The 14,060-nt window shown below is 44.2% G+C and carries 14 protein-coding genes; 5 read left to right on the top strand and 9 right to left on the bottom strand.

The window, feature by feature from the left end; all coding sequences use genetic code 11:
- The first annotated feature begins 330 nt into the window (after positions 1 to 330).
- Complete coding sequence (locus ABUE36_RS04020; protein WP_096109805.1) at positions 331 to 1,260, top strand: IS30-like element ISLpl1 family transposase; 930 nt, start codon at positions 331 to 333, stop codon at positions 1,258 to 1,260.
- Here ABUE36_RS04020 and ABUE36_RS04015 read toward each other — a convergent pair.
- From ABUE36_RS04015 to ABUE36_RS03980, 8 genes are all read right to left on the bottom strand, one after another.
- On the bottom strand, positions 1,226 to 2,617 hold the full coding sequence (locus ABUE36_RS04015; RefSeq protein ID WP_421017206.1) for a helix-turn-helix domain-containing protein: 1,392 nt from the start codon (positions 2,615 to 2,617) through the stop codon (positions 1,226 to 1,228). The genes ABUE36_RS04020 and ABUE36_RS04015 overlap by 35 nt on opposite strands.
- A gap of 109 nt (positions 2,618 to 2,726) precedes the next feature.
- Entirely contained in the window at positions 2,727 to 3,878 is a 1,152-nt protein-coding gene (locus tag ABUE36_RS04010) for a WxL domain-containing protein (protein ID WP_421017205.1), read from the bottom strand.
- A gap of 325 nt (positions 3,879 to 4,203) precedes the next feature.
- Complete coding sequence (locus ABUE36_RS04005) at positions 4,204 to 5,652, bottom strand: helix-turn-helix domain-containing protein (RefSeq protein ID WP_161002275.1); 1,449 nt, start codon at positions 5,650 to 5,652, stop codon at positions 4,204 to 4,206.
- A 510-nt stretch (positions 5,653 to 6,162) separates the two neighbouring features.
- On the bottom strand, positions 6,163 to 7,698 hold the full coding sequence (locus ABUE36_RS04000) for a BCCT family transporter (protein ID WP_161002337.1): 1,536 nt from the start codon (positions 7,696 to 7,698) through the stop codon (positions 6,163 to 6,165).
- A 289-nt stretch (positions 7,699 to 7,987) separates the two neighbouring features.
- Positions 7,988 to 8,587: a sugar O-acetyltransferase gene (locus ABUE36_RS03995; protein ID WP_161002336.1), complete on the bottom strand. Its 600-nt coding sequence runs from the start codon at positions 8,585 to 8,587 to the stop codon at positions 7,988 to 7,990.
- Positions 8,588 to 8,818: 231 nt separating this feature from the next.
- Entirely contained in the window at positions 8,819 to 9,250 is a 432-nt protein-coding gene (locus ABUE36_RS03990) for a GNAT family N-acetyltransferase (protein ID WP_421017204.1), read from the bottom strand.
- Positions 9,251 to 9,277: 27 nt separating this feature from the next.
- Entirely contained in the window at positions 9,278 to 10,096 is an 819-nt protein-coding gene (locus ABUE36_RS03985; RefSeq protein WP_161002273.1) for an SPFH domain-containing protein, read from the bottom strand.
- A gap of 106 nt (positions 10,097 to 10,202) precedes the next feature.
- The gene (locus tag ABUE36_RS03980) at positions 10,203 to 10,538 is read right to left on the bottom strand and encodes a toxin-antitoxin system HicB family antitoxin (protein WP_017260562.1); all 336 of its coding nucleotides are present in this window, start codon (positions 10,536 to 10,538) and stop codon (positions 10,203 to 10,205) included.
- A gap of 305 nt (positions 10,539 to 10,843) precedes the next feature.
- On the opposite strand from ABUE36_RS03980, the gene ABUE36_RS03975 reads away from it, so the two are divergent.
- From ABUE36_RS03975 to ABUE36_RS03960, 4 genes are all read left to right on the top strand, one after another.
- The gene (locus ABUE36_RS03975) at positions 10,844 to 11,155 is read left to right on the top strand and encodes a GNAT family N-acetyltransferase (RefSeq protein ID WP_161002335.1); all 312 of its coding nucleotides are present in this window, start codon (positions 10,844 to 10,846) and stop codon (positions 11,153 to 11,155) included.
- A 70-nt stretch (positions 11,156 to 11,225) separates the two neighbouring features.
- The gene (locus tag ABUE36_RS03970; RefSeq protein WP_421017203.1) at positions 11,226 to 12,164 is read left to right on the top strand and encodes an NAD-dependent epimerase/dehydratase family protein; all 939 of its coding nucleotides are present in this window, start codon (positions 11,226 to 11,228) and stop codon (positions 12,162 to 12,164) included.
- A 21-nt stretch (positions 12,165 to 12,185) separates the two neighbouring features.
- On the top strand, positions 12,186 to 12,653 hold the full coding sequence (locus ABUE36_RS03965) for a hypothetical protein (protein ID WP_162855678.1): 468 nt from the start codon (positions 12,186 to 12,188) through the stop codon (positions 12,651 to 12,653).
- 104 nt (positions 12,654 to 12,757) lie between these two features.
- The gene (locus ABUE36_RS03960; RefSeq protein WP_238331103.1) at positions 12,758 to 13,132 is read left to right on the top strand and encodes an ABC transporter transmembrane domain-containing protein; all 375 of its coding nucleotides are present in this window, start codon (positions 12,758 to 12,760) and stop codon (positions 13,130 to 13,132) included.
- On the opposite strand, the gene ABUE36_RS03955 is transcribed toward ABUE36_RS03960, so the two are convergent.
- Entirely contained in the window at positions 13,129 to 14,049 is a 921-nt protein-coding gene (locus ABUE36_RS03955; protein ID WP_011373852.1) for an IS30-like element ISLsa1 family transposase, read from the bottom strand. The two genes, ABUE36_RS03960 and ABUE36_RS03955, sit on opposite strands and share 4 nt — an antisense overlap.
- Positions 14,050 to 14,060: the final 11 nt, after the last annotated feature.

Here is a 14,060-nt window from a genome sequence, read left to right as displayed (position 1 = left end):
AAATTACTAACTGACAGTCAGATCCATGCAATTACGAACCATATTTGTCTCGAATTCATACCCGACGTAAAAAGGTTTAATTCCCATATGCGGGAATTAAACCTTTTTGTTTGCCACACCTTTCATCGTTTAGTCTTCATACCGCGACCATTTGTTGCAGAATTGCCTTTAAATCTTTCTCGTTGCCCAACGCTGAAATTTCGTAACAACTTTGATTCTTTTTAATTGTTTAGTAGATTGTAAAATTAATCCGAACGCTGTTCGGACAAAAAAGATCAGCTTCCTTTAAAATGGTGTTTACAACAAACCCATCTTTTAGGAGCTGATCTTTTGTCTAGTATAACCTATTCCGAACGAATTAAAATCGAAACCTTTTGTGAACTAGGGCTGTCCAATATCCAAATGGGCGTTCGGCTGAACCGATCACCGTCAACAATTTCTTATGAATTATCTCGATGTCAACCTTATCAGGCTGAATTAGCACAAACAGATGCCGAATACAAGCGATCACGATGTGGTCGGAAAACTAAGCTGAGCGATGAGTTAAAGCAAACAATTCTCAACCATTTACATCTAAGCTGGTCACCAGGAATGATTGCTCACGAATTTAAACTAGCGACTAAATCTATTTATAATTGGCTAAATCAGGGGAGAATTGGTTTCTCCTTGAATGATCTACCTGAACATGGCGTACGCCAACGGCGTAACGTTGACCAACGATCCAAATATAATCAATCTTTGGGGCGATCGATTGAACAGCGTCCCATGATGATTAATCAACGTAATCGCATCGGTGATTTTGAACTAGATACCGTCGTTGGCCCTCGTGGGCATAGTAAGGCAGTTTTATTAACTTTAATCGATCGCAAATCACGGTTCCTTTGGGCATATCGGTTAAAGGACCGAACGACAGCGAGTGTTAATGAAGCACTGACTAAGTTCCTAACAACTTTTAATGGACCGGTGCACAGTTTTACTGTGGACCGTGGTACTGAGTTTAGTGGGCTAGTATCATTTGAATCACAATATGGTATTAAGACCTATTACTGTCATGCTTATACGCCAGCTGAACGTGGTAGTAATGAACGCTTTAATCGGAATTTACGTTATTTTTATCCTAAGGGGACTCGTTTTGAGCACATTAGTGCTCAAGATTTAACGACGACGTTACTCCAAATTAACCAGAGACCGCTTAAAATACTTGACTGGAAAACACCGTATCAGGTTATGCTGACCAATTTGTCCAAAAATTCGGATTAAATTTGCAATCTACCGTTTGACGATTTTGTTCGTTAACGACAATTAAATCGTAATGATGACGTTCATCGTAAAGTTCCCAAGACACTTGAACAGCTGGTTCCAGCACATTAATTAGTCGTTTGGCAAACAATGCAGTCAATTCCCGACTAGTGCCCAGCGCCAAACCAATATGGCGTGTTGGCCGCGTGGTCGACGTCAATAACGCGTAAAAGGGCAATAGATATTGCGATAAATAACGCCAGTGGTCATCAATAATGCGGTGAATCGTCCCAGTTGTCGTTTCCAGTAACGTGGCCTTCAAGTGCGCCATTGCGACCACCCCATCGTATGGCATGTTCACAGCTAATGCATGGTCAAAACTCAGATCATCAAAGTGGTCAATACTGCCGATCCCGATCATGGGGACCACCAGCAAACTAAACAATTGTGCCACGCTAATGTGCACAATCTGTTGAATATCCTGAACATGAGCAAAATGCAACTGAATCCGACGCAGATTGTCATATAAATCGCGGTTTTGAGGTCGGGTAATGCCGATCCAGTCATCTAACTGTGTATCCGCAATGACTTCCCCACAATGGAGAAGCAGAAACAACGTTAAATTCTCGCGTTCACTTTCCGTCAATTGCAACGCCGTTCGATCAACAACCGCCCTTAGTTTGGTGCCATTAGTCAGCTGTTCATCTAACGCAGAGACCTGATCACTAAACTGAGCATAGTTGACCTGAATGTGATCCATTACCGATAACCACTGAGTTAACCGGTCTGTCATTGACTCGTCAATTCTGAGACCACTTTCTGTTAGTCGTTTGATCAACTCATCGTGTTTAGCCACTGGCGTTGGAGTGACATGCAACTCACGAAACAGTTTGTAGTAAAACCACGTCACCTGAAATAGGGTCCCCTTCAATTCGCCACGATAAATCGTCAAACTGAATTCCTTGAGAAGCGCGTTCGCCTTGATTACCTTGCGCGCCGCCGTTTTCTCACTCAGGTGCAGTTTATTGGCCAACTGCCACGCTTGAAAATGGAATTCATGCTGATAAAGATACAGATAAATCTGGTACGTGTCGGAACGCAACACCTGACGGTCAAACATTAATCCGTCCAGCGTCATTTTCCCCTGCATGGCAAACGTCACTTGTGTTTGGTCAAACGTCAGCGTCAATGCACCATCATCAATGTCTGGCCTAAGATCCTCCATAACTTTTTGTAAATGCCGACTTAACGTTGCTGGCGATAAACCGAGCGTTTGCATGAGATTGGCTCGATTCGTTTGACCATCCGCTAGATAAATACTCTCAAGAATTCGATAAACCTGACGGTCACCCTGATTCAATAATTCAGTTCGGTCCACCTTGTTCACTTCCTTAACTCAATCAACTCACATCGGCTCAATGCCCGTCCATTCAACATAAAAGGCACACCCACACGAATACGCGAGTGTGCCTTGGTAAAATGGGGGCTTATTGATTTGGCACGCCAGCTGTCAGCGTCCATGTAATGGTGGTACTGTACGTCTCACCACCGCCAATACCATACGGCACTTCTAGAAAAAGACCGTTGTTACGATTCCAGTGTCCCGAAATGTTAGTTTGCCGGCCACGCACCACATTATTGGCATCATTTACGGTTTCGCTAGTGTAATCATTGCTCGTTGCCACCAACGCTGAGGTGCCTTCAATGGGCTGATGCTTGCCATTACGCGCATAGAATAATGCATTGGTGAGTGGCTCATGATCCGGTCCGGTTAATGGTTGTGTAGTCATTGCGGTCAGCGTCCAGTCCTGCTTTTTGGAATAAGTATCCAGCACCGCCAAACGATTGTCGCCAACGCCGTTTTGACCAATTCCTTGTGGTCCCTCAATCGTGGCTGGTAATTGATGGCCCCAGGCTTCGTCGACGGTCAATTTATCCTGGCCCTGATTAAAATTGATATTGCCAGGCGCCACCACTTTCAGCGCACCATTCTGCTCGCCAGAAACGTTCGATAACAGAATTAAATTAATTAATCCCGTTTGATGACCAGATTCATCCGTCGCGAATAACGACACAGTATGGATTGAGTTATCACGTGGAATGACGTTTGCGGGAATAACAAAATTAACTGGCTGTTGCACACCTGTCTTGGTGAACGTTTGCCGACCTACCCACTGATTGATTCCCCACCAGAACATCACGTAAAAGTTAACCGTCCCGGTTCTGGGAATATCCATGAGCATCGGCACTGTGACATCATTGCCGTTAAACGTGATTGGGTTGCGGGACACCGGCTTCATGTTAAACGAAATTGGCAGACCGGCGCTCGCTACCGCACGACTTGTCGCCGCATTTTTATCCATGACAGCTGATCGATCTTGATTAACCGTCGACATGCTGCTGCCGTTAATGGCAGAACTGCTCGCTACTGAGTCATCACTAGGCATCTGGCTGATGACGGCAGCAGGCAAACGTGATTCATTTGCAGATTGTGAGACTTGCGTTTGCTGCCTGCTAGCCTGTTGATCACTCGTTTGAGAATCTGAAACCGGTGCCGCTTGACCTGGATTGGACAGTAAGACTAAGCCGGTCATTAAACTCACTAACATTATCGCCAGCCACTGTTTGTTACTGGTCATGTCATCCTCTCCTCCTAACGCGAAACCTCGGCTAACGCTATTCACGTTGCTTATTTTATCGGAAAGACATTCTTTTTCGCGCTCATTTTTGGTTCTTGAGACGACCATTAATGAGTGAAAAAGCAAGTTTACCCAGCAATCATCGAGCCCCTTTCGGCCAGTATTTCAATCAAAAAAAGCAGGCCACAAAGGTCTGTCTTTTATCCGTAATTTAACGTCAATAAACCCTGTTATATCGGGAAAAATTGTATTTCAAACGATCGTTACCCTACATAGCGTCGTTCACTAATTGAGCAAACATTTAAGCTAACGATGCCGCTATCGGTCAATCGCGTTTTTCTAATAATTCCTTTAACCGGCGTGCGATTCGCCGATAATCCCGTTCTGTCCCCAACTCTGTGATCTTCTCAACTGGCGTGCCCGTTCTATCCGAAACCATCGCAGCGGTTCGTTCATTCACAACAACGAGATCAAATGCTGCCCCGACCTGATAATCACTGATGGTCACCGCTAATGTTTGCGTCAGAATATCCATCAACGCCCGTTTGGCAAACTGTGTCACCGTCTTCGAAAATCCTAGCGCCAGACCAACATGAAGTGGCACCCGCCGTGATTGAACGACTAAGTAAGGCCACAAACGACGCTCAATATACGGCCAGTGACGGCGCACAAATTGATTGATCCAAACGCTTTTCGTGTGTGTCAGTTGATACTGAACGCGGTCAAACGCTCGCCGATCAGTGCTTCGGAAAAAAGTTTTCGTGAAATAATGGAAGCTTACATCATCAAAGATTTGTACATCGCCGACAGTCACCATTGGCACAATGAAAATGCCAGCAAGTCGCTGCTCTGTGAGCATCCCCGGCAATGGCACGCCCAACCAGGCGTCACGTAATGCCTGTTTACAGGTCGTCACCAAGCGCACTAACCTGATGATCGATGTTTCTTTGGTCGACAACAGGCACTGCCACATCTGATCTGTAAACATAAACTCACTGTGTAACAAGATGAACAGCAACATCGCCTGACGTTTTGTCGCCGGCCATTCGGACTCTTTTCGCAAACGTTCAAAAATTGATGTGTGCCGCATCAATCGTTGACTATTTAGTGGCGCTTCACGGCGATATGACCACTGACTATTCACGCTATGTTGCACAATGGCTAACCAATCTTGAAGCCGGTCAACCAGATGGTCATCTAAACGAAAACCTTCATTAGTAAGCCAGTTTCTCATCAAATCAAAATCATCGCTGGCTGGCAGGTGTTCTCCAATTGTCCGCCAAAAATTAAAATAGAAGAATTGCAACTGACTTAAGTCGCCAACCAACTGTCCGTTTGTCACCTTCAGATCAAATGGCGCTAACAACGCGTTAAGCACTTTTAACTTTCGATATAGTGACGCTTCGCTCACGTGCATAACGTTCATCAATTGAGGCGCTCGGAAACGCAGTCCGTGTTGATATAAAAATTTAAGTAATACCACGTTATCGGCCGTCTGCAGTTGCTGTTTGACAAGCAATTCATCAATTGTGACCGCTCCTAATAACTGGAAAATCACTTTAGTGCCGTTGACCTCAAAACGAACTTCTCGGCTACTCGTCCACGGTGCCAGATCATGCCCTAAGCCCGTCAAATAACGTTTAACACTGGACAATGGCGTCTGGAGCCGCTGACTGATTCCTGCTAGCGTAGTCTCACCATTCTGCAGATACACGTCCAAAATAATGCGGTACGCCAACCGATCACGTTTGTTCAGTAAATCTTCTTTATACATCCTGTCCCCTCCAAGTGCGCCCAGCTTATCACAGCCCAGCGTTTTCAAACGGAAACAAGTGGCTAACGTCACCAATAGCGGAACACTTTCTTAAACCTTTACTGTTCGTCAACTCAACTAACCGGTTGTTCTTCTTTTAAAGGATCTGCCTCTATAATATGGTTGCAAAAAAATTTGAGCAAAAGCATATTAACATACTGACCTAATCGCTGTTCTTTTACCGTAAATGAAGCGAACTGACAAGGATGTGAGCTGAAGGGCGTCCGCGTTGAACCCGACTGTGAAAAGGTTGTGAATTCGGCGGTCTATCCGAATTCACAACCGAGGACGGTTACTGAGACTCATGGGTTCACGAGGCTCGGTGACGAGGTGAAAGACCGCGAACTTCGGGCTTGAACCGGTCCCAAAGGAGGGTTCAAAAGCGGACAACCGTAAGCGGGGAGCATTGCTCCTAAATAAAAAGTCACTCACCAACAGCAATGTAGGTAAGTGACTAAGAAGATATCAATATTATTGTTCAGATAAACGTTGACGCATCCATTCACGCCGCTCGTTGGCCGGTGCGACCAAGTTTGCACGTTGAACAGAAGGATCCGTCATGACGGACTGATAAATGGAATGCAGCAATAGTAATGCCACAAAGATCAACGGGAATCCCGCAATCGTACAAATCGCTTGCACGGTTTCAAAGCCACCCACTAGAACGATTCCCAGTGAGAAGACGATGAAGATAATTACCCAGGCCATCCGGTTCCAACGCGTTGGCTGTTCGGTACCTGAAAGTTTCAGGCTGGTGAACGAAGATACGATAAAGGCAGAGGATGAAATCGTTGTTGCCAAGAAAACGAAACATGATAGACAGAACATCACTAACATAATCATTTTCATCGGTAACGTTTGAATCAACGCAGCCAATACCGATGCCTGGCCCTGCGTGTTCAAGATGTGAACTAAGTTAACCGTGCCAGTTTGTTGTAACCATAATGCGTAGCCACCTAAGACCGCGTAGAAGCTTAAACAACCACCAACACCGTACGTTAACATGCCGACGATGACCTGACGAATGGTTTTACCGCGAGAAATCCGTGCGATAAACAAACCCATAACAGGCATGTAAGACAACCACCAGCCCCAGTAGAACATGGTTTGGTGTTGCGCAAAACTGTTTACACCAGGATTAGCTTTGTTAAACGACATTGCGGTAAAGTGTTGAACCATCAGTGCCAACGTTTGCCCCTCGCCGCCGATCAGTTTCAAAGTAGGACCGACCAACAAAACGATAATTAAGAATCCAATTGCAAGGTAAATGTGCCATGCTGATAGTTTCTTAATGCCTTTATTCAAACCGGCGTAAACCGTCAGCGCAAATAAGATGAACAAAACAACGAATAAGGCCAATTTCAAATAAATGTTATCTGGCACACCAGTGATGGTGCTCAGAACTTTGGCAATGACAGGAATTTCCATCCCAATGGATGAGCCAATCCCACCCATAATCCCAAAGACAACCAGAAAGTCGATCAGTTGACGTAACACATGACGTGTCCGGCCAGGTCCCTGTAACAACGGAATCGCAGCACTCAAACGTTGAACGTGCTTGCCCTTAACGTGCATCGTGTAGGCAATCGCAATAGTAGCAGTGGCGAAAATCATCCAGGCCATTGGACCCCAGTTAAATTCACCAACAACGTTTGCGTAAACATAAGCTGCAGATGAGAATGGTTTGGCACCAAATGCGGGATGTTGTAGGTATTGTAATGGATCCGTGGCACTCAACATTAAAATGCTGGCGTCAATCCCTGTTGCAAACACCATGCTCCCCCACTGGAAGCCGTTGTAGTCAGCCTTAACACCAGGCTTACCCAACTTGATGCGCCCGTATTTAGACATCACTAACGCCATGAAGAAAATGAAGTTAATGACGTAAATCAAGACGTACAACCATTCTGTTTTCGTCGTGAGAAATGACAAGACCGCGTTCATCGTTTGCTGAACGGCTGAGCCACCAATGATTAACACCAGGGACACGATTCCAAATAGAATCATGGTTGGTACAAAGACAGCTCGATCGACATTCTGACGCTTTAAAATAATAATCCTCCTAAGTTTTGGGTGAGCGTGAGCAGGCGCTTTAAGCACCTGCGAGCGCGATATGGCTGTGTTGCAGTTTCCCGCCACAACACTCGCCTATTTTTGCGAATCTAAAATTCTTTTCCACACAAAAACGCTGTGCACCGACACCGAAGTGAACCACCTGCACAGCGTTAAAAATTGGCTAACGCCGAATATACAAATGAACGTCAGTCCTCGCAGTCACCTGCCAGGATTGATCACTCTAAACCTTTTGTGTGTTTAATTCTGCCGCTTCAACTGAAGATTTAGCCTCAGGCACACGTTTGATAATTCTTGCTGGGTTTCCAGCAATGACAACATTGTCACCGAAACTCTTCGTGACAACTGACCCGGCCCCAACGACCACATTGTTTCCCAGCGTAACACCTGGCAACACGGTCACATGACCGCCAAACCAAGCACTATCGCCAATAGTAATCGGAGCACCAAGTTCGACATCCGCATTCCGCTCTTTAGGCGTTAACGGATGGATTGGCGTGTACAGCCCAACGTCTGGACCAAAATAACAATGACTCCCAATGGTAATGGGACACGTATCCAAAAAGGTATTGTCATAATTGGCGTAGAAATGATCCCCAATGTGAATGTTCCAACCGTAATCAAAACGGAAGTTACTTTCCACAAAGAAGTGCGGGCCACTGTCTGCCAACAAATCCTGAAAACCGTGGTTACGTTTGTCATTGTCCGGTTCTGCATTTAACGTCTGCAATTGCTGACGGATTTCCACTCGGCGCGCAATCAGTTCGGGATCAAACTGATTATAATTTTCGCCGGCGGTCATGATTTCGCGTTGTGTTTTCATTGCTTTCATGTGTATAACGCTAGCACTAATTCCGTTTTCATGCAAAAGCCGACAATCTAAAAATGCCCGTCTATCCGCATTAGTAAGCGGCTAGCAGGCAATTAAATTTGTTTTTAAAGCCTAACTTTTTCATTCAAATTAACACATTTTGATTATTGAATAAGCGGACTTTTATTCATGCATTAGTGCCCTTTTTAACCAACGTTACCTCATTGATTGAACCATACTTGGTCACCGACGTTTCAGGTTCACCCCTTTGTTTGAATTATAAAAGTGGCGCGCTGAGCGATTTTCAGTAAGCACAACGACAAAGCAGTCCCGATTGTCTGGCATCATGCCAAGCGCTTGGCTTAGTAAATCATGACCGATTCCCTTGCCACGACAGCCGTCATCAACATATAACGAATAGATTTCCGACGTATTCGGATAGTCATCGTTACGATTCGGGCCAAACGTGCACACGCCGGAGATTGTATTCTGTTCATCAACGGCAAGTAACGTGTTAGACCATCGTTCTTCAGGATGCCAACTGTCCACAGAAAGTGCGTTCAGAAACCCTGCTGGCAAAATATCACGATAAGCCGTTTGCCAAACACGGTAATATAACGAAGCAATATCAGCTGGCTGATCAGTACTAATTGGCCGCCGAATGGTGATTTTCATTCGCTCATCTTCTTTGTACAGCTCAAGCTAATTGTTTGCACCCTTTTCCAACAGTTTGCCCACAATTGGCAATTTGCCGAACTGATCAGCCCCGTCGTTTGGTACCACAATCGTGTTCGCATTGGAATTAGCTAGCTGTGAAAAGGCGTTGATTGACTGATTCTGGAAGTACTTGTCATCTGCGTTTGCTAACCCAGCTTGGACAGTGTCAATCCGGTAACGTTCAGCATCGGCGCGGGTCCGCGTGGCAGTAGCCTCAGCAGAAGCAGTGGCCATTAATGCATCGTTTTTAGCCTTATTCGTCAATTGAATCGAGCGGGCTTCCCCTTCAGCCTGAGCAATGGCGGCCACTTTTTCACGATCAGCAGTCAGCTGTTTGTCCATCGCGGCTTGAATGGCCTTAGATGGTGTCAGCTCGTCAATGTTGATCCGATCGACGTTAATGCCGTAAGTGTTGGTTAAATCACCAATAGCTAACGTCAATTCTTGGTTGATTTTAGCCGTGGAACCCAGCGCTTCATTCAAATCCATGCGGCCAATAATGTCACGCAAATGACCACGCACGAGTTGCGCCATTGATTCTACAGAATCCGTGTTTTCATATTGGTATTTAACTGCGTCAGTGACATGGAAGTTAAGCGTCAGACTGGCTGACACGTCCGCATTATCCTTTGTGATAATGGAGTAGTTAGGCAGCGCTAACGGTTCCATCGCCAAGCTGACGTTGCGAATCTTTTGGAAAAACGGTAGGTAAAAATGCAGTCCTGACTCTACGCTGTGGCGGTAACGGCCCAACGTTTCAATTAATCCCTGATTATTTTGAGGTACAATTTTAAATCCAAGCATAATAATTTCCCCCTTCAATGTGCTGAGTTTAGTCAGTGTTGTCGTAGTTTCGACATCTCACTATTTTCAAAAATCTAAAGCTGTAATCCTGAAAAAAACTGGCAACCTACGTGATCTTTTTTAACGTTAAAATATTGCCATTGCTTTCCAATACGGTGTAGCTTGCCTTAGCATCCACTGGATCGTTGTTCTCAATCAAAAAGCGATAGTAAATCCCCGACAACTCTACTAACCCATTCTTTTGATTCAACTGTTTACCCGCAATTGCTTGGCCAATAATTTGACGATGTTCAAACGTGGTCTGTTTTGCACTAGCTGCAAGGATGGTCACAATGTGGGCATTTACACTCCGATTTTCACGATCAGCCGCTGCAGCCAAACGGTCATACAAATCTTCGTCGAGTCTTAGCAAGAACCGTTTTTCCTTCGGTTTATCCGCCATCGTTTCGCCCCTTTCGATATCGATTCAATATTGATTTGATATCATGGTGATATTGTAATGCCATTCAAATAAAAGTTCAAGCTAATACACCTATAAATAGATACAAAATGTTAAAGATTGCCATCCATATCAGTTGAGATGCGTGGAAACGCCTATATTAAGGGCTTCATAAATCGGATACCTCCAAAAAAGGAGAACTATCATGAAAATTCGTTCAGCAGTCTTGTTTGACGTTGCAGCATTAACAGAAATCAACGCAGACGCACTTGGCTATGCATTCAGTTTGACTAAAATTACATAAAGTCATCCATATTAATGATATTATTCTGGTCGCTGAACGAGAAGAACAGATCGTTGGCTACATTCATGCTGAACATTGCCAAACTTTGTATCACGGACCCCTACTAAGTATTCTTGCATTGGCAATTCTGCCGGACTTTCAAGGAAACCACATTGGTCAGTCTCTGATGCATGCACTAGAGAAAATAGCCGTTAGCATCGGTATAGAGGGAATGAGGCTTAATTCTGGTAAACAAAGAACTAACGCCCACCTTTTTTATAAACATCTAAATTATGTGAATGATCATGATCAAAAACGTTTCTATAAGCACTTATAATAAATTTGACTTTTTAATAGTACATGCACTATCATTTGATGACTAACAAAATAAAAGAGGGTCACTGATAATGGTAAATAAAGTTTTAGTACTGGGTGCAACAGGTGGAACAGGACAAGTTATGGTTAATGAACTCGTGCAACGCGGCATCACTGTAAAGGTATTTGGACGAACAAAGTCTAAACTTTCATCACTTTGGCCGAATTTAGAATCGGCCACCGGCGACGTTTTTAAAGTCGATGACATTATTAGTGCCGGCCAAGACGTGGACCTCATTGTTCAATGTGCTGCTATTCCATATCACGAAACCGTTGCGCGGCAAATACCGTTAGCACAGTCTGTTATGGCAGCCGCAAAGGCGCTGCATACAAAAGTTGCTTTTGTTGATGGCATATATGCTTATGGCAAGGGCCATGGCCAGTACGTAACTGAAAATGCACCACTGAGACCCGTGACACGTAAAGGACATACTAAAGCTGCCTTAAGTCGACTATTATTCGACGAAACTAATCAGTCCGTGCCCGTTGCCCTTTTTCGTCTACCCGACTACTTTGGTCCATCGGCAGGCGTAAATACTTACCTTGGCAGTACCTTAATTGGCATTACGCGCCATCAACCAACCGTTTATATTGGACCTAAAAATGTTGAAAGAGAATTTGTCTACCTTCCCGATGCAGCTAAGATGATGACCAACATTGCCCTAGACGACAACGCATACAATCAGGTCTGGAATATCCCTGGTCAACGAATTACCGGCCAGTCCCTTATTAAACTTGCTAAACATATCGCCCATGAACATCAGCCTGTCCTGACAATGACAAAATCAATGCTAAAACTCAGTGGCCTGTTCAATGCTGATATGAAGGAAATGGTAGAAATGTACTCACTCACTCAGCATCCGTTATACTTAGCAGGTACGAAGTATGAACAACACTATGGTCACCTCATTGAAACACCATTTGAAACAAGCATGGCCTCGACCATTGAGGCTATTCATACACGGAATTAAAAATGAAAGGTGAAGCTCGTCATGCCACTCAGTGAAGCTCAGAAAAAAGCTCAAAAAAAATACAATGACTCCCACAAAGACCATCGACGTTACTTGTCATACCGCAATACAATGCGTACCTTTTTGAGAAATTATGCAACCGATGCAGATTTAGAGGAAGTAAAAGAATTGCTCACAGAACGTCACCAAATTAATCGCATCATGGATAATTTAGATGCCGTGCGTGCGCTGATTAGTGAACCAAATTTTACCGTCAAGACAAAAGCCACTGTCTCTATTTGGCGACGACCTGCTGACATGATGAAAAATAAGCAAGAGAATGAACACCTCACAAACGCGCAAATTCAGCAGTGGTTTGATACGCACAATGGTGCGACTTTTAATCCAGAAACACCGATAGTCGAAATTCATTTTAACCATCACGTTCACTTATATGATGCCCTACATGCTTACGATATTGTGGAATGGCTGGTTAATTCAGCAAAATGACCGTTTGTTAAGTCACATAAACCTTGGAGTAATAATTGTTGGTCTTATGTTTCGTTTGCGATTAACTAAAAACATAGTTATTTGTGAACGGAGGCGACATTACTATGGCTCAACCGACATCAAGAGTCACAATTGGACAAATGTTTAAATTTGTATTCGGGCAAGTCTTGCATCATCGATGGTTGTTAATTCTCAACATTTTTGCACTAACTATCATTTCATTGCTCGAATTTGTTATTCCGCAATACACGCAATTTATCATCGATCACGTAATACCACGTCATAATATTCAATTGTTAACCGTAGTCGTAGTGGGACTACTGGGAACTGCTGTCATTTTAGGTGTTCTAAATTATGTATCAACGTATTACATGGGCGTCATGAGCCAGGGCGCAATCACAAACTTGCGCACTGAACTTTATCAGTCCATCCTCCAACTAGACACCCAATTTTTTGAATCTGGCAAATTACAAGTTTAATCCGAACAAGCCCGGAATCTTTCAATGGCAGTCTGTTGATGATGTATTTTTAATGGTCGTTGATTAATTAGTTCAAGTGCTGCTAGGATCTCATCAGTCGTTACTTGGCTAAAATTGGTCTTTTTCGGGAAGAACCAGCGTAACCGTCTATTAAAATATTCATTGGAACCTCGCTCCCATGGTGAATATGGATGGCAAAAATAAACTTTGATCTGATAATCCTGTTCTAAGGCCTGATAATTGGCAAACTCTTTACCATGATCAACAGTAATGGATTTTACTTGGGGACCGAAGGCCCCCATAAACTTGCCAAAGGCGGTGTTTAGAGCCTTAGCCGTTCTATTAGGGGCTTTGATGGCCCATAGAAGTCGGGTCTTACGTTCTACGAATGTAACCAGACATGATCGTGACTCACTTCGACTAGAAAGCACCGTATCTACTTCCCAATGACCAAAAGCTAATCGTTGATTAACAGTTGTTGGCCGTTGTTCGATGGAAGTCCCACTTGTAAATTTCCCACGATTTTCGCTCACTCGGTGCTGGCGGACATTCCGATTGGGTAGATCAGTCAATTTGAAGGGGAGCCAGCCACGATTAAGCCAATTATAAATTGACGCAGTGCTCAAGTTATAAGCGGCCGCAATGGTTTCTGGTGACCAGGTTAATCGTAAGTGATTGGTAATTAAAGTCGCTAATGCTGCCGTCAGCATCGAACGACGACCGCAATTCCGCCTTTTGCGATCTGCATCTTGCTGAGCTAATTCTGGATCATAAGGTTTAACCCGGTCCAACTCATAGCTAATCGTAGCTTTGGCGACGCCTAAGGCGTCAGCCATTACTTGGTAAGATTTATTCCCCTCATTGACCAGTTGTGCTAGTGCGCCACGTTGAAAACGTGATAAAGTAGATGTACCCAAAGTAATCACTC

It is taken from the genome of Furfurilactobacillus cerevisiae (assembly GCF_048961765.1).
Lineage (GTDB): Bacteria > Bacillota > Bacilli > Lactobacillales > Lactobacillaceae > Furfurilactobacillus > Furfurilactobacillus milii_A.
This window is presented reverse-complemented; position numbering and strand designations above follow the sequence as displayed.